The organism is Gleimia hominis, assembly GCF_032085515.1.
Lineage (GTDB): Bacteria > Actinomycetota > Actinomycetes > Actinomycetales > Actinomycetaceae > Gleimia > Gleimia hominis.
In genome coordinates this window covers 758,991-781,261 of the sequence record NZ_JASXSX010000001.1, presented here as the reverse complement: position 1 = coordinate 781,261, position 22,271 = coordinate 758,991, and the positions used below count along the sequence as shown (strand labels likewise).

At 58.7% G+C, this 22,271-nt stretch carries 21 protein-coding genes and 1 riboswitch; of the genes, 10 read left to right on the top strand and 11 right to left on the bottom strand.

Annotation, left to right across the window (positions count from 1 at the left end):
- The first annotated feature begins 107 nt into the window (after positions 1-107).
- The 8 genes from QS713_RS03200 (at position 108) to QS713_RS03165 (ending at position 9,041) form a co-directional block, all read left to right on the top strand.
- Positions 108-1,424 carry an AMP-binding protein gene (locus tag QS713_RS03200; protein WP_313272399.1) on the top strand — a complete coding sequence of 439 codons (1,317 nt, stop codon included), beginning with the start codon at positions 108-110 and terminating at the stop codon, positions 1,422-1,424.
- On the top strand, positions 1,424-2,311 hold the full coding sequence (locus QS713_RS03195; RefSeq protein WP_313272397.1) for a 1,4-dihydroxy-2-naphthoate polyprenyltransferase: 888 nt from the start codon (positions 1,424-1,426) through the stop codon (positions 2,309-2,311). The genes QS713_RS03200 and QS713_RS03195 overlap by 1 nt, the downstream gene beginning before the upstream one ends.
- Before the next feature lie 231 nt (positions 2,312-2,542).
- Positions 2,543-3,073 (top strand): PLDc N-terminal domain-containing protein, encoded by a 531-nt coding sequence (locus QS713_RS03190; protein WP_313272395.1) that lies wholly within the window; start codon positions 2,543-2,545, stop codon positions 3,071-3,073.
- 152 nt (positions 3,074-3,225) lie between these two features.
- Positions 3,226-3,328, top strand: a riboswitch (TPP riboswitch).
- Positions 3,329-3,378: 50 nt separating this feature from the next.
- Positions 3,379-3,984, top strand: coding sequence for an ECF transporter S component (locus QS713_RS03185; RefSeq protein WP_102216592.1), 606 nt, complete (start codon positions 3,379-3,381; stop codon positions 3,982-3,984).
- 219 nt (positions 3,985-4,203) lie between these two features.
- Positions 4,204-5,823 carry an ABC transporter ATP-binding protein gene (locus QS713_RS03180; protein ID WP_313272393.1) on the top strand — a complete coding sequence of 540 codons (1,620 nt, stop codon included), beginning with the start codon at positions 4,204-4,206 and terminating at the stop codon, positions 5,821-5,823.
- Positions 5,820-6,578 carry an energy-coupling factor transporter transmembrane component T family protein gene (locus QS713_RS03175; RefSeq protein WP_313272391.1) on the top strand — a complete coding sequence of 253 codons (759 nt, stop codon included), beginning with the start codon at positions 5,820-5,822 and terminating at the stop codon, positions 6,576-6,578. The genes QS713_RS03180 and QS713_RS03175 overlap by 4 nt, the downstream gene beginning before the upstream one ends.
- 527 nt (positions 6,579-7,105) lie before the next feature.
- Positions 7,106-7,606 carry a nucleoside/nucleotide kinase family protein gene (locus QS713_RS03170; RefSeq protein WP_313272389.1) on the top strand — a complete coding sequence of 167 codons (501 nt, stop codon included), beginning with the start codon at positions 7,106-7,108 and terminating at the stop codon, positions 7,604-7,606.
- Between the two features lie 151 nt (positions 7,607-7,757).
- Positions 7,758-9,041 carry an NAD(P)-binding domain-containing protein gene (locus QS713_RS03165; protein WP_313272387.1) on the top strand — a complete coding sequence of 428 codons (1,284 nt, stop codon included), beginning with the start codon at positions 7,758-7,760 and terminating at the stop codon, positions 9,039-9,041.
- Positions 9,042-9,109: 68 nt separating this feature from the next.
- On the opposite strand, the gene QS713_RS03160 is transcribed toward QS713_RS03165, so the two are convergent.
- The 11 genes from QS713_RS03160 to QS713_RS03110 form a co-directional block, all read right to left on the bottom strand.
- A complete protein-coding gene (locus QS713_RS03160; RefSeq protein ID WP_313272385.1) occupies positions 9,110-9,808 on the bottom strand; it encodes an L-ribulose-5-phosphate 4-epimerase in 699 nt (232 codons plus the stop codon).
- The gene (locus QS713_RS03155) at positions 9,809-11,488 is read right to left on the bottom strand and encodes a ribulokinase (protein WP_313272383.1); all 1,680 of its coding nucleotides are present in this window, start codon (positions 11,486-11,488) and stop codon (positions 9,809-9,811) included. It abuts the gene before it with no gap.
- Positions 11,489-11,653: 165 nt separating this feature from the next.
- Positions 11,654-13,027, bottom strand: coding sequence for a sn-glycerol-1-phosphate dehydrogenase (locus tag QS713_RS03150; RefSeq protein ID WP_313272382.1), 1,374 nt, complete (start codon positions 13,025-13,027; stop codon positions 11,654-11,656).
- A gap of 32 nt (positions 13,028-13,059) precedes the next feature.
- Positions 13,060-14,622 carry an FGGY-family carbohydrate kinase gene (locus QS713_RS03145; protein ID WP_313272380.1) on the bottom strand — a complete coding sequence of 521 codons (1,563 nt, stop codon included), beginning with the start codon at positions 14,620-14,622 and terminating at the stop codon, positions 13,060-13,062.
- Positions 14,623-14,730: 108 nt separating this feature from the next.
- Complete coding sequence (locus QS713_RS03140; protein WP_313272378.1) at positions 14,731-15,594, bottom strand: HAD-IIA family hydrolase; 864 nt, start codon at positions 15,592-15,594, stop codon at positions 14,731-14,733.
- A gap of 314 nt (positions 15,595-15,908) precedes the next feature.
- The gene (locus QS713_RS03135) at positions 15,909-16,898 is read right to left on the bottom strand and encodes a DUF7973 family transport facilitator (protein WP_313272376.1); all 990 of its coding nucleotides are present in this window, start codon (positions 16,896-16,898) and stop codon (positions 15,909-15,911) included.
- Positions 16,899-17,041: 143 nt separating this feature from the next.
- A complete protein-coding gene (locus QS713_RS03130; RefSeq protein ID WP_313272374.1) occupies positions 17,042-17,533 on the bottom strand; it encodes a ribose-5-phosphate isomerase in 492 nt (163 codons plus the stop codon).
- Positions 17,534-17,720: 187 nt separating this feature from the next.
- Complete coding sequence (locus tag QS713_RS03125) at positions 17,721-18,509, bottom strand: DeoR/GlpR family DNA-binding transcription regulator (protein ID WP_313272372.1); 789 nt, start codon at positions 18,507-18,509, stop codon at positions 17,721-17,723.
- Positions 18,510-18,528: 19 nt separating this feature from the next.
- Entirely contained in the window at positions 18,529-19,200 is a 672-nt protein-coding gene (locus QS713_RS03120; protein ID WP_313272370.1) for a histidine phosphatase family protein, read from the bottom strand.
- A gap of 110 nt (positions 19,201-19,310) precedes the next feature.
- Positions 19,311-19,409 carry a 30S ribosomal protein bS22 gene (locus tag QS713_RS03115; RefSeq protein ID WP_005504750.1) on the bottom strand — a complete coding sequence of 33 codons (99 nt, stop codon included), beginning with the start codon at positions 19,407-19,409 and terminating at the stop codon, positions 19,311-19,313.
- Between the two features lie 101 nt (positions 19,410-19,510).
- The gene (locus QS713_RS03110) at positions 19,511-19,729 is read right to left on the bottom strand and encodes a helix-turn-helix domain-containing protein (RefSeq protein ID WP_313272367.1); all 219 of its coding nucleotides are present in this window, start codon (positions 19,727-19,729) and stop codon (positions 19,511-19,513) included.
- A 136-nt stretch (positions 19,730-19,865) separates the two neighbouring features.
- Between QS713_RS03110 and QS713_RS03105 the strand changes: the two genes are divergently transcribed.
- Together QS713_RS03105 and QS713_RS03100 are read left to right on the top strand one after the other, a co-directional pair.
- Positions 19,866-21,398 (top strand): TrkH family potassium uptake protein, encoded by a 1,533-nt coding sequence (locus QS713_RS03105; protein WP_376779546.1) that lies wholly within the window; start codon positions 19,866-19,868, stop codon positions 21,396-21,398.
- A 170-nt stretch (positions 21,399-21,568) separates the two neighbouring features.
- Complete coding sequence (locus QS713_RS03100; RefSeq protein WP_102216310.1) at positions 21,569-22,240, top strand: potassium channel family protein; 672 nt, start codon at positions 21,569-21,571, stop codon at positions 22,238-22,240.
- The last annotated feature ends 31 nt before the right edge of the window (positions 22,241-22,271 follow it).

The window sequence follows — 22,271 nt, the reverse complement described above, 5'->3', positions numbered from 1 at the left end:
CGTAGCTGCACTGGCGCACAAGGGTTTGTTGGTGCACTAGGGTGTTGACGGAGCGTTGTTCACAACTCGCGTAAGTGGCGATAGGGAAATTAATAAGGTGATGTGTTTTGAGTGATCCACAGTTGATGCTGGTGCCTGGGAGTACGGACCCGTTCGCGTTGACTCGCACGTATTCGGCTATTCATAAATTGTGGGAGTTTTTTGAGCGGGAGGAAAAAACGGGGCAGGCCAGAGCGCAGTGGATTATTGTTGCGCCCCGCCCGGACAAGCAGTGCTATCCGGACGTGCTAGCGGATAATGCAGCAGCGTTGCAGGCGCGGTTCCGCGCGGTTCCAGAAGATGTGGATGTGATTGTGGAAACGTCTGGGTCGGCCACTGGCTCGCCGCATTTGGTGGGATTGTCCTACTCAGCTTTGGTGGCAAGTGCGCGGGCGACCCACGAGGTGTTGGGGGGTCCGGGCCGGTGGATTACAGCGTTGCCTGCATATCACATTGCGGGGTTGCAGACGCTGGTGCGCTCGTGCGTGGCGGGTACTTCCCCGGCGATTGCGGATATGTCCAATGGTTTCAGCGCGGATAATTTGGCGCGCGCATGCCGCTCAGCTTTGCCGAGTTCGGGTAACAACCCAACTGGGCGCACGTACCTTTCGCTGGTGCCGAAGCAGTTGCGTGACGCGCTCGATACCGGTGGGGAGTTGGTTGACCTGCTGGGGCAGTTGGATGCGATTCTTGTTGGCGGGTCTGCGTTTGACCCGCAGTTGCGTGAGCGTGCTACCGAGGCGGGGCTGACGGTTGTGGCCACCTATGGGATGACGGAAACCGGGGGTGGGTGCGTATACGATGGCCGCCCGCTGCCTGGTACGCGCGTTCGCATCGAAGACGGGTGCGTTGAGTTGGCGGGTAACACGCTGTTTTCCGATTATATTGATGCGCCCGGTAGCGCCCAGATTTCGCTTGAGGGCACCACTCGGTGGTTGCGTACCGGTGACCGAGGGCGGTTGCACGATGGTGAGTTAACCGTGTTGGGCCGGGCCGATGATGTGATTATCTCCGGTGGAGTGAACGTTGATCCGACCCAGGTGGAGCACGCGATCGCGGCCACGTGCCCGGAAGTGGACCAGGTGTGCGTGGTGAGTCTGCCCGACCCGGTTTGGGGCAGCGTAGTAGCAGCTGCAGTCACATTGAAAACTGCGTCTGGTACGGCAGCGAACACGGACGGGGATGGGTTTGACGCCGCGGCGGCCAAAGAGTGGGGGCCGCGGTTGCGTGACCGCGTGGGGGACGCATTGGGACGAGACCAAAGTCCACGTGTCGTCGCAGTAGCCGCGCAGCTGCCCACCACGGGTATCGGAAAGATTCCCCGCAAGCAGGTGCGTACCCTGATTGAGCATGCCCGCGGAGACGGAAAGGTGTGGGAACGCTAATGGCTTCCTTGAACGATTGGGTGGAGGGCGCGCGCCTGCGTACTCTCCCGGCTGCTGCAGCGCCTGTGTTTATCGGTATGGGCGGGGCCGCGTACCTGGGTGGTTTCTCTTTCTGGCGGTCTGCACTGGCCTTGCTGGTGGGGCTTTTACTGCAGGTGGGAGTAAATTTTGCGAATGATTACTCCGATGGCGTGCGGGGCACGGATGAGCACCGGGCGGGACCGCCACGCTTAACTGCCGGAGGTGGAGCCAGCCCGCGTACCGTACTGACGATAGCCCTGTCGTGTTTTGGTTTGGCGGGGCTGCTGGGCCTCGTACTGCTGTGGATCTCCGGCCAGTGGGTACTGCTGATTCCCGGTGTGGCAGCGGTGGTGGCCGCTTGGTTCTACACGGGTGGACGCCATCCGTACGGCTACATGGGGGTGGGCCTATCGGAGTTGTTCGTGTTCCTCTTCTTTGGTTTATTCGCCACCGTTGGGACCACGTGGGTGCAAGTTCCCTCCGCGCCTGCCCGCCTGTGGGTTGGCGCTACCGGCGTAGGGCTCTTGTCAATCGCCTTGCTGTTCATTAACAACATTCGCGATATCCCTACCGACAAGCTTTCGGGCAAGCGTACTTTGCCGGTACGTCTGGGGGATTCGCGGTCGCGGCTAGCGTATTACGGCCTGGTTATCGTCGGGGTGTGCGCGGGCACGGTTGCGGCCCCTGGGTTTTTAGGCAGCTTGTGCACGCTGGTGGTACTTGCCGCACTTGCGGTGATAGCGGCCCGCCCAGTGTGGCAGGGAGCGAGTGGACGCGATTTGCTGCACCCATTGAAGATGACCGGGATCCTCACCCTCGCCTACGGCCTGCTAGTTGGTGGGTTCTTAGCGCTGGCCGGTTTTTAGCGTCGGCATTTCCCTAGCGCTGGCCAGTTTCTAGCGTCGGCATTTCCCTAGCGCTGGCCGGTTTCTAGCGTTGCTGCACTGGAGCTGGCCAGTTTCTAGCGTTGCTGCACTGGCCTTTCCCAGCAGTCCGGCGCCTTACCGCTGGCATCATCCACGAGCTTTGCGGCACTGTTCAGCATTCAATCAGCGCATGTGGGTACACTGGGGCAGTAGTCGTTTTGAGAGGACATAATGGGGCGGATACTTCTGATTGCAGCCGCGATTGCGTTGGCGATCTATGCGATTGCAGATTGCGCCCGCACCCCTAACGACCAAATGCCCGCTCACCTTCCGAAACCTATTTGGCTCCTAATTATTTTGCTAACCACCCCACTGGGGCCAATTGGGTGGATTATTATTTCACGGGTCATGAGGGCAGAGAACAATGGCGGCCGGCTCGATGCCAGTATCTGGTCTTCAGACGAGTCCTCTATTCAAGGCATCCAGTTTGGGCATCAGCACAACCGCCCTCCTCGAGATCTGGGTCCAGATGATGACCCGGAGTTCTTGTGGCGGTTAGAAAAAGAGTTGCGCGCAGAACGTCAAGCCCGCAAGAACGCCGAACAGGAACCGGATCTGCCGCGGGAGCAACAGCCTCAGGAAAATAATGGTGAGGGGCCAGGCGAAGGGGAACCTGACCACGATCCAAGTGCAGACAGAAAATCCCAAGACGCAAACGAGCGCGGAAACGACGACGATTCAAACGAAGACAGCGCTGGCTGAAAAGCGCACCGGAACGCACGCAGGGGTGGCGTCGACGAGGATTACGAGCGCGTGCGAACAGGTGCGATAATGGCCCGGACGAGGCGCGGTAGCCGCCTTATCTTCCACTGTGGTTTCTGATCGAGGAGCCGCTGTGGTTTCTGTTAACCTAAAGAAGCAATCACGGGAGCCGGATGGCTGAGAGGAAGGCCATGACCTTCGACCGTCAAACCTGATCTGGGTAATGCCAGCGCAGGGAGACCTCTTCACACGCCCACTCGGGTGGGCTTGTACCCGTGCCCACCGATCAACTGAAAGGGCACAAAATGAGTAACCAAGAAGACCTCACGAAACCTGTTTCTTCCCAGGGGTGGCGCGTAGTAGACATTGTGGTCGCCGCTATTCTAGGTATTGCCACGGGACTGATTTTTTTCGCGTGGAACTCAGTTGGGTACGCCTGGTACAAATCCATGGACGCGGTAACACCCGGGTTTGGTGGGATAGCCACGGGGATCTGGTTCTTGGGCGCACCTTTGGGTGCTTTGATTATTCGCAAACCTGGTGCCGGGATTTTTGTTGAGGTCCTAGCTGCCTGTGTGTCAGCGCTGCTGGGGAACGTGTGGGGAATCACCACGCTGTACTCGGGGTTGGCGCAAGGTATCGCCGGTGAGATTCCGTTCCTAGCGACGCGGTACCGCAAGTTCTCGCTCCCAATCGCTCTGGCGTCCGGCGCTCTGTCTGGTGCAGGTGGTTGGTTCCTGGAACTGTTCATGTCCCCCAACCTGCCTAAGGGCCTAGCGTACAACTCGATTTACCTGGTGACGCTGTGCATTTCTGGACTCTTCTTGGCGGGCCTGCTGGGCTACCTGCTGGTCGCGGCACTGCGCAAGACGGGGGCGTTAGCGGCTTTTAACTCTGGACGCCAGTCGTAGAACACCATTCAGCTGGCAAAGCCCGGGCATAGTTCTTGCCAGGGAGTTCGGCTAGATGCTTGCCAGCGTGCTCGGACTTAAGTGCTTGCTGGCGAGTGCGGGCTTAGTTGCACGCTGGCGTGCTCGGGCTTAAGTGCTTGCTGGCGAGTGCGCGTCGCGAAAATATCTAGCGAACATATATAGCGAAAGTATTCTGCGGAGTTTCTAGTAAGGCGGGAGTTGACGTTGATCCGAGCGACCGACTGGGGGTACACGTTTGAAGGTCAGACACGGCCTGCGGTTCAGCATATTGATTTTGAGGTAGAGCAGGGTGAACGCGTGCTTCTGCTGGGCCCGTCCGGGAGTGGTAAGTCCACTTTGCTGACAGCGTTGGCTGGGTTGTTGGGGTCGCAGCACGACGGAGTTGAATCGGGTTCTTTACTGATTGACGGCGTGCATCCCTCGCGCATGAAAGGCCAGGTGGGCCTGGTGATGCAGGACCCGCAGTCCCAAGTCATTTTGCAACGCGTGGGTGATGATGTTGCGTTCGGACTTGAGAACATGGGAGTTAGCCCAGACCAGATTTGGCCCCGAGTCGAAGCTGCGCTGCAAGAAGTTGGGCTTGAGGTACCCCTGAATCGGCCTACTGCAGCGCTGTCCGGTGGGCAGCAGCAACGCTTGATCTTAGCCGCCACCCTAGCGATGCAAGATGAGCATCATCGGATCCTGTGTTTGGACGAACCGACCGCTAACTTAGACACGGAAGGTATCGCGGAGATTCGTGATGCCACAAAGCGGGCGCTGACTGCGGATGCGACCCTCATTATTGTGGAACACCGGGTGGAACCGTGGTTGGATGTGGTGGACCGGCTGATTGTGATTGGTCACGACGGAGTCATTGCGGACGGACCGGTGCAGGAAGTGCTGGAGGCTGAGGCACAGCGTCTGTTAGATGCGGGCGTGTGGGTGCCCGGGCACCCCACCGGCCTGTCAAAACGCGATTCATCTTCTCTAGGTACCCCCGCGGATTCTTCTGCTGCAGGTACCACCTTTCCCACGTGTTTACGCACGGTTGATCTAACGACGGGCCATGGCAAGCACGTGGTTTCGACCGGTTTGGACCTAGAGGTGGAGTCCGGAGTTTCCACGGTGATCACGGGGCCGAACGGGGTTGGGAAATCTACCCTCGCAATGACGTTAGCGGGTTTGTTACCCCCCTTGTCTGGGCAGGTGGAAGCCACTGAGGTTCTGGATCCACCTAAAGGCCGCGTAGATGTGACCAGGTGGGCGTCTAAAGATCTGCTGACGCGTGTGGGCACTGTGTTTCAGCAGCCGGAGCACCAGTTTGTGGAATCCACGGTGGCGCGTGAACTTGAAGTGGGGATGCGGGCCCTCGGGTGGGACGATAAGCGCATCGGGAAGCGGCGGGACTACCTGCTGGACATGCTGCGGATGACGGATCTGGCGGACCGTAACCCATTCCAACTCTCGGGTGGGCAGGCGCGGCGCTTGTCGGTAGCGACCGTGTTGGCAACGTCGCCGAAAGTAATGATTTTGGACGAACCCACGTTCGGGCAGGATCGCAACACGTGGTTGGGGTTGTGCAAATTAATTCAGGAGTTGATTGATGAGGACCACGCGGTGGTGTCCGTAACGCACGATGAGGAGTTCATTGACGTGCTGGGAGAACGCCATATTCACCTCGACTCCGGTGGCGACCACGCGGAACCTGGACACCGGGGTACCGCCACTGCAAGCGGATCCCAACCAAGTCCCACCGAAGCTAGGGCTCGCATTGACTCCGTGGAACCTGATAGGAGCGCGGCGCGCACCGCTTCTGAGGCGGGAGGGCGAGCATGAAAACTCGGTTTGATATTTTGAACCCGGTGTCCCGCTTGGGGCTTACCCTACTGTTGTCCGTACCGATTTTGATCACCTTGGATTGGGTGAGTGCGAGCGTCATGTTCGCACTTTTAGTGTGCGCGTTCGCGTGGGCACGCGTGCCGTTTCTGTGGCTCTTGAAACGCGCACTGGGCCTGTCGATTGTCGCTTTGCTTGCCGCGGTTTCGATGGCCTTGTACGGGAAGGTGGAGGGCACCGTCTGGTTCTCATGGGGGCTAATCACCGTGTCTGAACGGTCGGTAATCCTTGCAATAGCGGTGTTTCTACGCGTTCTGGTGCTGGGGTTAACTGCAATCGTACTGCTGGGGAGTGTGGATGCCACCCGGATGGCGGATGGTCTGGCCCAACGCGTGCACTTGCCGGCCCGGTTTGTACTTGGCGTGCTGGCTGCGGTGCGGATGGCAGGTTTGTTGTCTGAGGATTGGCGGACTATGGCGATGGCCCGCCGCGCGCGCGGCTTAGGCGACACGGGTCGGTTACGGCGCTGGCTAACCATGGTGTTCGCGCTGCTGGTACTGGCGATTCGGCGAGGCACGAAGCTCGCTGCTGCAATGGAGGTGCGTGGTTTTGACCAGGGTACCCCCCGCACTTGGGCGCGCCCATCGACGTTCCACAGGGCCGATACGATCGCGTTCGTTCTAGCTATTGCGGGGTCCGCGGTTGCGTTGGGATCTGCCGTGTGGGCGGGCACATTCTGGACCGTGCTGTCGTGAACGCTTCCGACCCCGCTGCCAGCAACACGAGGAGCAGCACGCCCGGCCACCACCTCACGCGCGACGCTGGCGGGCAAAGCTTCGGCTCCACTCAGCAAAGTGCCAGCCAAGCTAGCTCGCAGCACAGCCCACCCCAAGCTGCCTGTGGGCAAAAGGCACCTCGGTCTCTCTGCCAGCTAAACGCACCCCAAGCTGCCTGTCGGCAAAAGGCACCTCGGTCTCTCTGCCAGCTAAACGCACCCCAAGATGCCTCGCGAAAAATTCAGCTGGAACTACCCCGCGATTTTGAACAGTTAGTGGACCGTATTGTGCGTGCAGCGCGAAGCGATTTTGAATCGCATCCCACCCCGTCCGCAACACAACCCCTTGCGTTAGACCCGCAACACAGCATTTCAACTGCACCTCACCCTGCGTTACCGCCGCTCCCGAACGCCTTCCCGCTTGTGCTTATCGATGGTGGTTCCGGGAGTGGGAAAACCACGCTCGCGCAACAGCTACTTAAGGCACTTTGCCCCTATGCTCCGAGGTTGCAGCTGGTTCACTTAGATGACTTCTACCCCGGCTGGCACGGTCTAGCTGCTGGTTCACACATTCTCGAATCGAGTATTCTGAGGTACCGCTCTGAAACCCCAACAACTCAGAACGCGCCACAACCGCCTCATGCGACCCCGGCGCATCCTCCAACTGACTGCACTTCCCCCCGCGCCACAGCGCACGGCAACCATGACGAGCCGGGTTATTATCGTTGGGACTGGGAGCATAACGAACCCGGCTCTTGGGTTCGGGTTCCCGCGGACGTGCCTTTAATTGTGGAGGGGTGTGGGTCCCTCACCCGCGTTAGCCGCCGGTATGCATCTACCGGAGTGTGGATGACGGCGGCCCCTCAGGCGCGTAAGAAACGGGCATTAACCCGCGACCAAGGTGCGTTCGATGCTTGGTGGGATATTTGGGCAGCGCAGGAATCCGCGCACTGGGCGGCGAATACCCCCCGGGAGCTGGCGGACGTCACGGTGAACATGCGCTTCTAGCAGACGTAACCGCAAACATGTGCATCTTGCAGACCAACCGCGAAGATGTGCATACCGCAGATCGCACGGTGAACATGCTGCCGTGAATACTTGCCACTAGGGTTGTGGTGTGTACGTAAGTGTTATTGTAATTGGCGCTGGAGGGGCCGGTTTGTCCGCGGGCTACCACCTCAAACGCCGGGGATTCACCCGCGCTACCCTACCCCCTGATATCACGACACCGCGGCCCGCCACTTACGCACCCCAAGCACTCACTTCCCCCACTTACCTGATTCTCGACGCGGAAGAATCCGCTGGCGGCGCATGGTTGCACCGCCCCGATTCGCTGACCATGACGACGTTAAACGGTATTTTCGACCTGCCGCAATTCAGTGTGAAGCAAGCGGGACTGCCGGACGTGAACACGCCCGCGAACCAGGCGGTACCTCAGTATTTCGCTGCGTTTGAACAAGCGAAAAACCTGGGGGTTGTGCGCCCCGTCACGGTTAGTAGTGTTGAGGCGATCGCGCTTTCGGATACTACCGCTTCCGCACGTACCCCCGTTCAAGCCACGCTCGCACGTACCCCCGTTCAAGCCACGTCCGCACGTACCCCCAGCGACCCCAATACCAGTAGCGGGCCCAACTTGATAGAGGTACCTGGCGGTCTAAACTCGAAGAGCGAACCGAGCGGTCCCATCTTGACGGACCTACCTGGCAGCCCCAACTCGAAGGACCGACCGGGTTTTCGTGTCCGCACTAGTGCGGGTACTTTCACGTGCGCAGCCATTATTAATGCGACAGGCACGTGGAACAACCCGGTTCGCCCGCATTACCCGGGGATGGATACTTTTGCGGGAGTGCAGCTGCATTCGCGCGATGTGCGTGACGCAGAGAATCTACTTGGCCCCGTCGGGGTTGTAGGTGGGGGTATTTCTGCAGTGCAGCTGCTGGAGCAGGTTTCGCGGACGCAGCGCACCGCTTGGTATACGCGCCGGCCACCCGAGTTTTTGGATACCCCGTTTCGGGGTGAACTTGAGGGGCGCGAAACCATCCGCCGGGTTACGCAGCACACTGAGGCAGGCGGGGCTCCCCGGTCGATCGTGTCATTCACGGCGTTGCCATGGACAGATTACGCACGGGCCGCGTGGCAGCGGGGAGCGCTTAAACGCCGCCCCATGTTCACCGAAATTAAACCCAAAGGGGTGGTGGAGGCAGACGGTTCATTCACAACCCTGAACGCGATCGTGTGGGCCACAGGATACCGGCCCGCACTCAAGCATCTAGCGCCCCTGAGGTTAGAAAACGCGCAGGGCGGAATACCGATGGATGACACACGGGTGCGTAAGTACCCTAACCTGCACCTCGTGGGATACGGCCCCAGCCAATCCACAGTGGGTGCCAACCGGTTCGGCTGGCGCGCCGCCTTAGCCGTATCCCAATACCTCAAAGGTTAAAACACTGAACACTCTCGCTCGAATGTGCTGCAAAGTTAGCGGCGATAGCGTTAATCCAGCCTCCGGCTTTACTGCCCATACACGTTCTGATAGCGGTCATACAGGGCATCGATATGGGGTTGCTCCACATCAATCACGTCTCCAAGCTGCTTAGCAATGTGGACGGTGCGGGCAACTTCTTCGACCATCACCGCGGCTTTCACAGCAGCCCGCGCATCCTTCCCAATTGTAAACGGCCCGTGGTTTTGCATCAGTACCGCTGGGGACCGGTGGCCACGCAGCGTCTCCACAATGCCCCGCCCGATCGAATCATCACCAATAATCGCGAACGGCCCCACGGGCACCGGACCACCGAACTCATCAGCCATCATCGTGAGCGCGCAAGGGATCTCCTCCCCCCGCGCCGCCCACGCGGTCGCATAAGTCGAATGAGTATGCACCACACCCCCGACCTCAGGCATATGGCGGTAAACATACGCGTGCGCGGCCGTGTCCGACGACGGCTGCAAATTCTGCGCCGTCCCATCGTCGATCTTATTGCCCTGCAGGTCACACACCACCATGTTCTCCGGCGCTAACTCATCGTACGAAACCCCGGAAGGTTTAATCACAAACAAGTCCGCGCCAGGCACCCGCTCAGACACGTTCCCCGCAGTCCAAACCACCAACTGCCACCGAGGCAACTCAGCATGCAGATCCGCAACCACCTCACGGGTGTGCGCCACCGCCTTTTGAACCTCAAGAGGCTGATCAGACAACACCAACATCTACGCCCTCTCTCCTTTACGTTTCAACGCCTGCGCCCGGATCCGTTTCAAATCGTGCATCATATCATTTTCACGACCAAACAAATCATGCAAATACTTGTAATGCTTAAACAGCTCATCGTACTGCTTCGCACGCTCCTCATCGGGCACGTACGCCGCCTTAATCCGCTTGCCCATATGCGCCGCCGCATCCGCAACCGACTCGTACACACCCGCCGCGCACGCCGCGAAAATAGCTGACCCCAACGCCGGTGCCTGCGCCGACTCCGCCGTCGACACCGGTAGACGCGTCACATCTGCAAACATCTGCATCAAAAACGGGTTCTTAATCAACCCACCCGCAGCCACAAACTCCGTGATCTCAACCCCGTGATCCACAAAGTTCTCGATAATCACCCGCGCCCCAAAAGCCGTGGACTCCATAATCGCCCGATACTGATCCTCCGGCCGGGTCGCAAGCGTCTGCCCAACCATCAAACCTGACAACTGCGAATCCACCAAAATAGACCGGTTCCCGTTATGCCAATCGAGCGCCACCAGGCCGTGCTCCCCCACTTCCTGCTGCTGTGCCTTCTGCGTCAACAAATCGTGAATCGACAGGCCCTGCTCCTCAGCCTCTTCGTAATACTCCGCGGGCACGCAGTTCTCCACAAACCACGCGTAAATATCACCAACGGCAGTCTGACCGGCCTCAAACCCCCACAGGCCATCAATCAAACCACCATCAACCGTGCCGAACGTACCCGGCACCGGCTGAAACTCCGGGCCCGAAACCACGTAGCACGAAGACGTCCCCATAATGGCCGTCAACTGTCCAGACTCCGTTGCCTGCACCGCCGGCGCCGTCACATGCGCATCAATGTTGCCCGACGCCACCGCCACATACGCCGGCAGCCCCGTCAACTTTTGCCCACGCTCTGACAAAGTCCCCACCTTCGCGCCCAGTGGAAGAACCTCAGCGGACATCTTCTGCGAAAACACCTTCTGGAACTTCGGATTCAAACGCGCCAAAAACTTCTCAGTCGGATACCGCCCATCCTGATACATGCGCTTATAACCCGAATCGCCCGCAGCGTACGTCAAGTTGCCCGTCAGCATCCACGTGAACCAATCCAAAGCGTTCACAATCTGATCCGCAGCCTCATAGACTTCCGGGGCCTTCTCCAACGTCTCCAACGCCTTCGGCATCAGCATCTCTGAAGACAGCGTCCCGCCGTAGCGCTCCAACCAGCCCACGTTCATTTCCTTCGCCAAATCAACGATCCGGCGAGTCTGCTCCTCCGCCCCATGATGCTTCCAAAGCTTCACATACGCATGAGGATTATTCTTAAACTCCGGTTTCTCGCACAGCGGTGTGCCATCCGCGTCCGTCACCAACACGGTTGCGCTCGTCACGTCCACACCCAGCCCCACGATCTCCTCCGGCTCTACCCGCGCATCCTTCAGCGCCGCCGGAATGATCTGCGCCAGAACCTCCAGGTAATCCGCTGGCACCTGCAAAGCAAACTCGGGTGGGAGCGTGCGATTATCACCCGCAGTCAACGTCGAATCCATAACGCCATGCGGATAGTCCATCACAGCGGTCCCGAGCTCCGCGCCGTCAGACGTGCGGATCACAACAGCACGGCCCGACAAAGTGCCGAAATCTAAACCAATAACGTATTTCTCTTTTTCACTCACCGGTATCATCCTCATTGAGATCGTGCCCGACCGCGTGGATCGCGCTCACAAAACAATCAAAATCGTGCCCGTCCAGGCAGACAACACTAGCCACCAAAGGGGCGGAAAACGAGCGGCCCCAGCCCCCAGGCCAGGGCCGCTCAAAAAGGTACCCGCTACGGCAACCTACTTATCTTCCGGGTGACGGTGACGCCCCCAGAAACCATTCTCAGCAAACAGGTTCTCCACAACCTCATCCAGCAGACCCAAATCCACCAAAATATCCAAAACCGTGTACCTTGACCGAATCTGCTGCGCCTGGAAATGCGTCTTATGGAACCGCTCCCAATCAATCTTCAACATCTCCGGGTGATACGGCGCACCCGCCGTACGCAACTTATCCATCGCTTCCTGAGGAGACATCAACTGCTTGGATACGCGTTCCTTAATCGCAGGCCACTGCTTCTTAATTAACTCAACGCGCTCACGCAAAGCCTCACCCTCAAGGTGCTTATTCAACGAATGCTTAACCGCCTGGTCTGCGATCTTATCAATCTGCATAGACCGCACGTAGCGCTCCACCTCATCCGCCGACTTCGCGTTAGCCACAATCTTGTCGGTATCCAACGCGGCAACGTCGACCTTCAAGAGCTCCTCCCACAGAGCACACGACGCAACCGTGCCCACACCAACCTTGTTGCCATGCGACAGTGGCGGCTCCCAATCCAAGCCGTGGCCCTCCATCTCCCACACGTGAGAGAACTGGTGGCCCGCACCCGAAGCCGGACGGGAAGACTGCGCCGCCTGCATCGCCAAACCCGACATGATATTCCCCTCGGTTAACAAACCGATCGCATCCACATCGCCATCAGCAATCGCCTGCGGATCACCCAGAACCTCACGCAAATTACCCTGCACAAGGCCCCACACGTAATCGTCAATCGCTTCGATCCCCAACTCGTCAGCCGCAATCCAGTCGGCACCCGCCGGGATCTTCTCAATCAAATCCCCATATCCGGTTTCCACCAACCGTTTCGGAGCATGCGCAATCACATTCAAATCCGCCACCAAAGCAGCCGGAGCCGGGCACGAACGCGTAATCTTAAACCCATCAATCGCAATGGACGCGCCGAACGCTGCGTAACCATCCACGGACGGGGCCGTACACACGTTCATGTACTCGCGGCCCAACTCGCCCGACGTGAGCTTCGCAATATCATTCAACGTACCCGAAGCGATCGAACACACAACCACGCCATCACCCAGCGGCTCCAAGTGTTCACGCAGTTTCGTCACATTCTCATAACCGGCATACAGCGTGGGGGTACCTGGGAACACGTAGGGTTCCTCAACCGCCTCCACCCCGGCATCCACCAGGGATTTCACAACCGCGTCACCGCACGCCTCAAACGTATTCCCATCGGCAACAACCAGAACTTTCTTCCCGGGGAATGTCTTCTTAAAAATCTCCCCCGTGCGGGTGACTACGCCGCGACCAAACGCGATCTCACGCGTCTCCGTGGCAGTCCCCAGCGCCTTCTTAATCAGTTCAGTGGTCATATTTTCACTACTCCCTTTGAAATGTGAATCTTCTAAGAAATGTGATCCACAGTCTTGTGGGTCAACTCTTGCATTAGCGGGTACGCATCCATGTACTGCTGCAAGTAGAACTGGTATTCCTCATGCGCATCCATGTTCGGTTCAATAGTCTTCTTCTCGTGCACCATATTGCGTGCCGCCGCCGGCAAATCCTTATACAGACCCGCCCCAACAGCCGCCAGCATGCACGATCCAAGCACCACCGCGTCCCCAACTTCCGTTAACGTAATCGGCTTACCAGTCACGTCCGCGTACATCTGCATCCACAGTGGCGACTTCGTAGCACCACCACAGAACACAAGTTTGTTCGGTTCAAATCCCGATTCTTTCATCATCAAGAGGTTGTGTTGCGTCCCGTACGCAACGGCCTCCAAAATCGCCCGGTACATGTGCTCGGGCGTGTGTGACAGCGACAGGCCGAACATCAATCCGCGGGCTTTCGAATCCGTGTAGGGCGTGCGGTTGCCTTGGAAGTACTCATTCATAATGAGGCCGTCGCAACCAATCGGAATTTCCGCGGCCTGCCGGTCCAAGATCTCATATGGGTTCAACCCGATCCGCTCCGTGGCTTGCACGATGTCGCGGGCGAAACCGTCTTTGAACCACTTCAGCACCGACCCGGAAGACACCAGGGAGCCTTCTACTGTGTACTGGCCGCGAATCACCGCGTCCGTGTACGAACCCATGAAGCCCTTACCGTAGATCGGTTCCGCGCTCTGCCCAGTCATCACCTGGGACGAACCGGTAATCACCGCGAGCGCCCCGGGTTCAACAACCCCCAGTCCGATCTGTCCGTGCCACGCGTCACCCCCACCTTGAGCCACGGGAATACCGGGGATAAGGTTCAGTTCGTGCGCGGTACTGGCCGAGAGGGTACCTACCACTTCCCCGAGTGCGAGCACGCGTTCGGGGAGTTTCTCGAACACGTCTCCGCACCCGATGTGTTCAAAGAAGTCCGTGGGCCAGCCGCCGTGATCTCCGTTGTAGTAGGAGCGGATCGCCGCGGTGTTGAGGTTGACTGTCCACTCACCCGTCAGTTTGTAGGTGAGCCAGTCGGGAGCGTCCACAATCCGGTAGGCCTCTTTGTAGACCTCTGGCTCATTTTCTTTAATCCACGTGGCTTTGAAGGGGTACCATTCGGCGGTTACCGGCATGGTGTTATCCCCGTTGTATTTCTTCGCCCAGTGTTCGATTTCGTCCCCGCGGGTTGCCTGTTCGGTGGCGCGCACGTCCATCCACATGATGGCGGGGCGCAGCGCGTTACCGCGTTTGTCGAGGGCCACTACCGTCATCGTGGTGGCGTCGTAGGAGATCCCGGCGATGTGCCGCGCGGCCACACCCGTTTGGTCAAGCACACGCGTAACCGAGGCTTTCAGCGCCTCCCACCAGTCCACTGGGTCTTGTTCGGCACGACCGGGTCGGGGAAAGTGTGTCTTGTACGGGGTGGCGGCAAACCCAATGGAGTTGCCCCTCAGGTCGAAAATCGCGGCTCTGCACGATTCCGTCCCGAAGTCAATCCCCAGCAGGTAGGGCCCCTCGTATCCAGGTGTAACCATTGTTTTGTCCTTTCAGCAACGCTGCTTTTGTTTAGTGTTCGAGCGAAACGGTCGGCACGGGGCCGGCCGTTCAGTTGTTCGGCTCTGGCGCGTCTACTCGCCGGAAGTTTATTCGTCCGTTTCAGACCACCCCAGTGACTCCCACTCTTGAGCGGGGATTAGGCGGTCCACCCGGTCGAGAATAAAGGTGGGGCGCTGCTGCGCCGGCAGTGCGAGCGCGTCTTCAACAGTGTTCTCTCCGGTCAGTGGCATGGCGGAAACCATGCCGGTGTTCACCGCCATCCCGATGTCCGTCAAGAGGCGATCACCCACCATCATGCAGTGCGTTGGGTCTACGTCCAGGCCCGAGATTGCTTCTTCAAGCATCACGGGGTTGGGTTTACCCACGTTCATTTGGCATTTGGTGCGGGTGCACGCTTCGATAGCTGCGATGATGGCGGCGGCATCAGGTTCGCCACGACCGCCGGGGAAAGGACAGAACGGATCCGGGTTAGTTGCTACTAGGATCGCGCGTTTGTAGAACCAGATGGCGTCGAAAGCGATCTGCAGTTTCTTGTATTCAAACGTGCGGTCGTAGGAGGCGACGACGATGTCGATTTCTTTCGGGTCGTCACTCATTTTGATTCCCGCGTCTTTGAACGCATTGATCAGCGGCTGTTCCGCAATGGGGTACACAACTTTGCCGGGATGCTTGTGTTTGAGCCACTTGGTCATGGTCACCACGGTGTTCGCGATTTCAGATATGTCCGTGGGCATCCCGAGTTTGTGTAGTTTTTCTACGTACTGCTGCGGGTCTTTAGTGGGGTTGTTGGATAGGTAGCGCACAGGGATTTCCCGGCGGCGAAGTTCTTCGATCAGCCGCTTCGCACCTGGCAGTAAGTGGTCTCCCAAATAGATCGTGCCGTCCATGTCAAAGACGTAGGCGTCGTAGAACTCCTCTGGGAACGAAATGTGAGCATTCGCGTCTGTCATCGATAGTTCCTTACTGTCGTTTTTTACTGTGTTTTGTGCGCTAACTTCTGTGCGCCGCTGACTCCTGTGCTGCGTCTTGTGTGCCGCTGACGTCTGTGCTGCGTCTTGTGTGCCGCTGGCATTTGCACTTCAGGTTTCCTCGTTGTTTACTCCCGATTTAACCCCGTCGGGTTTGGGGGTGTGGTTCGCTGTCGAATGGGGCGCTAAACCCATGCGTTGCACCGAGCCGATTTGCCTTTTTATTACCTTAGTAGCGTATGGCTTTACCGGCTTCACAACACCTTGTTTAGCGCCACCATTTTCAGCTTGAGGTCCTATCCCAGCATTGCCCCCAATCCCATAACGAGCGTGGTGCATGGCCAGATGGCCCACGCGGGCGGGTCAATGTGAGTGTCGCCGTGATCGTAGAAGATCCGGGCGAAGAGCTCACCGGCACACGCAGCGATCGCACCGAAAAGCCCACCGAGCAGGAGGGCGACGAGGCCGTTGCCAACGATGGGTAGGAAGGTGACACCTGCGAGCCCACCGATGATTGTCATGTGGTGGGTTACGCCAATGGTGGAGCCCAGGGCTAGCAGGAGGATCGCGATTGCAGAGATTGCGAAGGGGAGCGTCTTTGCGTTCGCGAGGATTACTTCTTCCGCTCCTTCAGGTAGGCCCGCGCCCTGCGCATAGGAAACGAGCATGAGGGAAGCGCCGGCACCGAAAATACCGGAGAGGAAACCGAGAGTGAGGTACTGGGAAGGCTTTTCTTGCCACTCAAGCCAGCGGTTTGAACCTTCGAGCTTGCTGGTCCAGCCGAACACTTTAGTGCGCCCAAAGATCGCGCGGGCGGTGAGGCCGGAGACAACTACGGTGGCAGCCACGGTGTCCGTGTGTGATCCGAACCAGGGAATGTGTTGGATGAGGCGTTCCACGATGTATCCGCCCATGCCGAACAGGGCACCGACCCACAGGATCGCAGGGTGCCCGAGCCCAGCCAGCGAAGTGTTGATGTCGCGTCCATACCCGGTGTCGTCGAGCGCGTTCGTGGTCTTTGCAGCGTATGCGGATGCGGCCGCAGCACCTGCGAAGGCGACGTGCGGGCCGAAGACCGGTCCGAATGCTAAGTACGTGAATCCCACGTCGGACCCGGTGGCGAATGCGATTCCGAACCCGAGCAAAATAAGTACGCCGGTGAATCCGAAGGCGAAGTTACCGCCGATCACCGCACCGAAAAAGCCACCACCAGCGGCAGCAATTAGCCAGAACAGGTCCATGTTCCCCAGGAACTGGATACTCGCATCAGGCAAAATGTCTAACATAATTTTTCCTTCGATATTGTTGCGATCCCCTTTGGTCGCAACCCGTTGGCAAACTACTGTGGCGTCTTCGCCACATCCGCTGTGCGTAGCGGCATAGATTGTGTGGCCGCTGCAGCGGCCACACAATCTACAATATTAGCGTGTCAGCAACCGCCAACACCCTCAGCTTCACTATCGGTCTTGCCCGTGTCGTACTCTTCCAGAGCCGCCACTTTAACCGCCGAGCCAGAGTTCGGGTCGAACTCGTAACCCAACCATTCTTTCGCCAAACGCCGAGCTAGTTGCAGCCCGATCACGCGCTCACCGAACGTGAGCACCTGCGCATTGTTGGACATAATCAGGCGTTCCACAGAGAACGAGTCGTGAGCCACGGATGCGCGGATGCCCGGCACCTTGTTAGCTGCCATGGCGACGCCCATCCCGGTGCCGCACACGAAGAGTCCGCGGTCGGCTTTACCATCCGCAATCAGACGCGCACCTTTAACCGCTACGTGCGGGTAGTCCACGTCCTCATCCTTATGGACACCAACGTCAATCACTTCATCAACGCGATCGTCTTGTTCGAGGTCCTGCTTTAGAACCTCCTTGTATTCGTACCCCGCGATGTCAGCCGCGACGACAATCCTCAGACCCATCTTTTCCCCTTCCTTGGGTAGACCGTCAATGTGACCGAACACGTCAAACATATCAGATAGTTAGATAAAAACAACAGCTTTCCTGTTAGTTCTTTCTAGTATCCACGTTTTTCGTGACGCACATAACGATTGTTTCAGATTCTTGAGGTAATCTCACCTCAATGGGCGAAACCCGGGCCCAATTGCGTTAGCACGGCGCAACGAGCACATGCACGCCCGCATCTTCGAGCCGGTCAAGGGTTTCTTGAGGAGTTAGGGAATCAACGACCACAGTGTCAACATCGGCGAGCGACCCAAAGGCGTGCAGTGCCCGCCGCGCGAATTTCGTGTGGTCCAGCATGACTATGGTGCGCGACGCCGCCTGCATCATCTGCCTCTTCACCGCCGCCACATCCGCATACGGATGGTAGAGCGTGAGGTTTTTAACACCGGACGCCGATAAAATACACACGTCCGCGTGAATTCCAAGCAGAGTATCGCACGTAACCGGCCCCATCGTCGCCTCCGCCCAGGCCTGATACTCCCCGCCGAGCAGCATCAGTGAATGCTTTGTTTTACCCGCCATTTCGCCCGCAACCAGCATGGAGTTCGTGACGACCGAAAGGGCCGGGCCATCCAACAGTTCCCGCAGTGCCCACACCGCCGACGTGGAATCGTCAATCAGCAGTGAAGATCCGGGCACAATCAGTTGCGCTGCACACTGCGCCATCGCTTTTTTCTGAGGTTCTTCTTGCATCAAACGGTAACGCGCACTCGCCTCGTGCAACCCCGATGCGGTTGCGAACACTTTCCCGCGGTCGCGCGCTAGTACCCCCGCGTTTTCTAACACCGCCACATCGCGGTAGACCGTCATCACGGACACGCCGGACTTCTCGCTCAGTTCCTCAACTGAAGTCTCTCCCTCTGACAGCACAATGGACGCAATCTGGTTGCGCCGCGCCTGCTGTTCCACGTGCTTATGGTCCCCCGTTTTCAATTACTCCCCTAGTTCTCCCCTAGTTCTGTTTCGCCAGCGCCGCATCCGACACGCCCGGCACCATATCCGCCGCATCAACCAGGTATTTACTCGCCGGCTCCCAGTACGTAACGGAGCGCAACGTCGCGTCGTCGAACTCGAAACTAGTTATTGACGCCAGCGAACACTCGCGTTTACGCGGATCGTGTGCCAGCGGCCGACCCTCAACCCACGAACGCAGCGTCCAAATCGGGAGTTGGTGCGACACCGCCAGCACCTCACCCCCCGCGTACTTCTTCCGCGCCGCCGCCACCGCAGCGCGCATCCGCCGCACCAAATCCACGTACGGCTCAGACCAAGAGGGACGCAGCGGATTGCGGTAGCGCCACCAATACTTAGGGTTCGCCAACACCGCGCGGTTACGATTCACGGGCACGCCCTCAAACGAATTCCACGCTTCAATCAGACGCGCATCAGACTCCACTTCCAGCCCATACGCATCCGCGGTAGGTTGCGCCGTCTGCTGTGCACGCAACAGCGGGGACGCCACCACCCCGGTGATCTGCGCGCCCGCATCTTGCAGCCCCCGCGCGGCGGCCTGCGCCATCTGCTGGCCAAGCGCTGACAGTCGGAACCCCGGCATGCGCCCATACAAAACGGCTTGCGGATTATGCACCTCACCGTGACGCATCACATGAACAACCGTTCGCACGTCCCCTCCTGAAACGATTTTAGGAAACAAAAGCCAACTACCCGAGAAAAGTACACACAATAAAGGTATATACAAGAAAAGCCCCGGTTTATCGGGGCTGCCTTGCGAAGCTACTTCTTGTTGCGACGCTGGTGGCGCGTCTTCCGCAGCAGTTTGCGGTGCTTCTTCTTGGACATACGCTTGCGGCGTTTCTTAATTACGGAGCCCATGACCCCTCCTCACATAAATTAGCAATCACGTCTACTAACTGTTGATACTCTAGCGCGGCACGCACTTTGACGCGAAATCGTGGGTACTGCCAGGCAAGAACCTACTGGTTCTCGGTACCCGTCCCACTTTCTTCCCAACCCGATAAACCCGCATCGATAAGTTGAGACACAGCAGCCTGCGGCACCCGGAAAGACTTCCCAACACGCATCGCCGGAAGATCACCGGAATGAATCATCCGGTACACCGTCATCCGAGATACCCGCATAAGCTCAGCTACCTCTGCGACAGTGACGAAACGCGGTCTTTCCTGCTGCGACATCACTTTCCATTTCGTTAAGTAGGGTTTAACGTGCCCAAACGGGGCGCATAGGTCTATCCTAATACAAGAAGCGAACGACGGATAGTTTTATGGCGTGTCTTTCCGCTTGGCGTAAATTTGTGCATGAGGAGGAAGTGTGGCGCCAAAGTCTAAACCACCCCGCGGGTCGTGGTGGCATCGGCTACGCCTTTCCCCTCCCTTCGCGGGGTCCGGCAACGCGCATTTTCGGCCTGACACTGCCCCGCCGGCACGCTTTAGCGGCCCCTCCATTCCCAAAGACCGGCGGGTCGCCATCAGCGCAAGCGCACCCGGGCGGCTCGCACAGTTCCGCGCGTGGATAGACCACATTGCCCGGCAGTACCCCACGCGGCTTGCGGTGATCGTGTTTGCCCTCATCATCGCCCTGGTTACAGCGCTGCTGTGCCTACCGATCTCCACTCGCGCCCGCGTGGTACCCCCGTTCGTGGATGCCCTGTTCACCGCCACCACTTCCGTATGCGTCACCGGCCTCACCACTGTGGACATGAGTACCTACTGGTCCACGTTCGGCCAGTTCGTGGTGATGATCGGCATTTCCATTGGCGGTCTTGGCGTAATGACCCTGGCGTCCATCCTGGGGTTCGCCGTATCCCGCCACATTGGTTTAACCCAGCGGATGCTCGCCGCCTCCGAAACAAAAACCTCCAGCCTCGGGCAAGTCGGCTCCCTGCTAAAAGCCGTTGTATTCACCGCCGTCGGGGTCGACGTGCTGCTCTTCATCTGCTTCCTCCCGCGCTTCCTCTCACTCAACCTCCCCGTTGGGAAAGCCGCCTGGCACGCACTATTCATGGCCGTGTCCACGTTCAACAACGCGGGCCTCATTGTCCTGCCCGACGGGCTCGCCCCACATGCCACCGACCTGTCAATAATCGTGCCGGTAATAATCGGTACCGCAATGGGTGCAATCGGATTCCCCGCGTTCATGGACCTGCGCCGCCACTGGTTCGAACCTCGGCGCCTGTCCCTGCACACAAAAATTACCCTCACCACCTACCTGTCCCTGGCGGTAATTGGGGCACTCCTGGTGGGCGCATCCGAATGGAACAACCCCGAAACCTACGGTCAACTAAGCGCCATGCAGCGGATCCCCCACGCACTCCTGTCGGGCGTGAATACGCGCTCATCCGGCATCTCCTTTATAGACGTAGGGCAGATGCACAAGGGCACGTGGTTCATCCAAGACATCCTCATGTTCATCGGTGGTGGGTCCGCATCCACAGCCGGGGGCATTAAAGTCACCACCATCGCCGTGCTCTCCCTCGCGGTGCTCGCGGAAGCACGCGGTGACCGCGATATCGAAGCGTTCGGTCGGCGCATCCCCTACACCACCGTGCGCCTGGCCATCGCAGTGGCCCTCATCGGCACGTTCCTGGTGGCCGTTGCCGTCCTAATCCTGCTGACCATTACTCCGTATTCACTCGACGTGGTGCTTTTCGAATCCATCTCCGCATTCGGCACCGTCGGGCTATCCACCGGGATCACGCCGGAACTACCGGCCGCCGGCAAGTACGTGCTGATTGGCCTCATGTATCTAGGACGCACCGGCACCATGACTGTCGCCGCCGCCCTCGCACTGCGACAACGCCGACGCGTAATCCGCATGTCCGTTGAACAACCCATTATCGGCTAGCGCGGCTGCACGTGGGCAACTCACCCGCGCTAGCTAGCCCAGCTTCGGCTTGCACGCCAACCTGGCTAGCCACCGGGACGCTGCTGCACCTCAGGTACGGAAGGCCGCCGCACCTCAGGTAAGAACTACCGGTAAAATATAAGCAACGCAACTGTGATTAGGAGAAGGTCTTGGCGGAAACAGATTGGCAGCAATCCAGCGGTACTTTAGTGATCGGCTTGGGACGTTTTGGCTCCGCCGTAGCTGCAACGCTAGATCGTCTGCGCCGCGAAATCTTAGCTGTCGAGAAGAATCCGACTCGGGCGCAACAGTTCTCTGGCCGCGTTCCCCTGGTGGAAGCCGACGCCAGTAACGTTGAGGCACTGGAGCAACTCGGGGCACGTGACTTCTCTTCCGCCGTGGTGGGGGTCGGCACTTCCCTGGAGGCATCCGTGCTCATCACCGCGAACCTGGTGGACCTCGAAATCCCATCAATCTGGGCGAAAGCAACGTCGCGTGAACACGGGCGGATTCTGCGGCGCATCGGCGCGCACCACGTGGTCTACCCCGAGTTCGACGCGGGGCAGCGTACCGCCCACCTAGTGTCGGGACGCATGCTCGATTACATTGAAATGGATAAGCAGGGGTTCGCGATCATGAAGATGCGGCCTCCCAAAGAAGTGCAGGGATTCACGTTGGCGGAATCGGATGTGCGCGCTAAATACGGGGTGAACGTCCTGGGGGTACTTGAACCTGGGCGCGGGTTTGAATACGCCGACGGTTCCACCCGCATTGACCGCGAAGACATCATTATCGTCTCAGGCGAAGGGGCCCTGCTGGAATACTTCGCGAACCGGCCATAGTTGGTAGGTTGCACTGTGGAAAGTTGGGGGT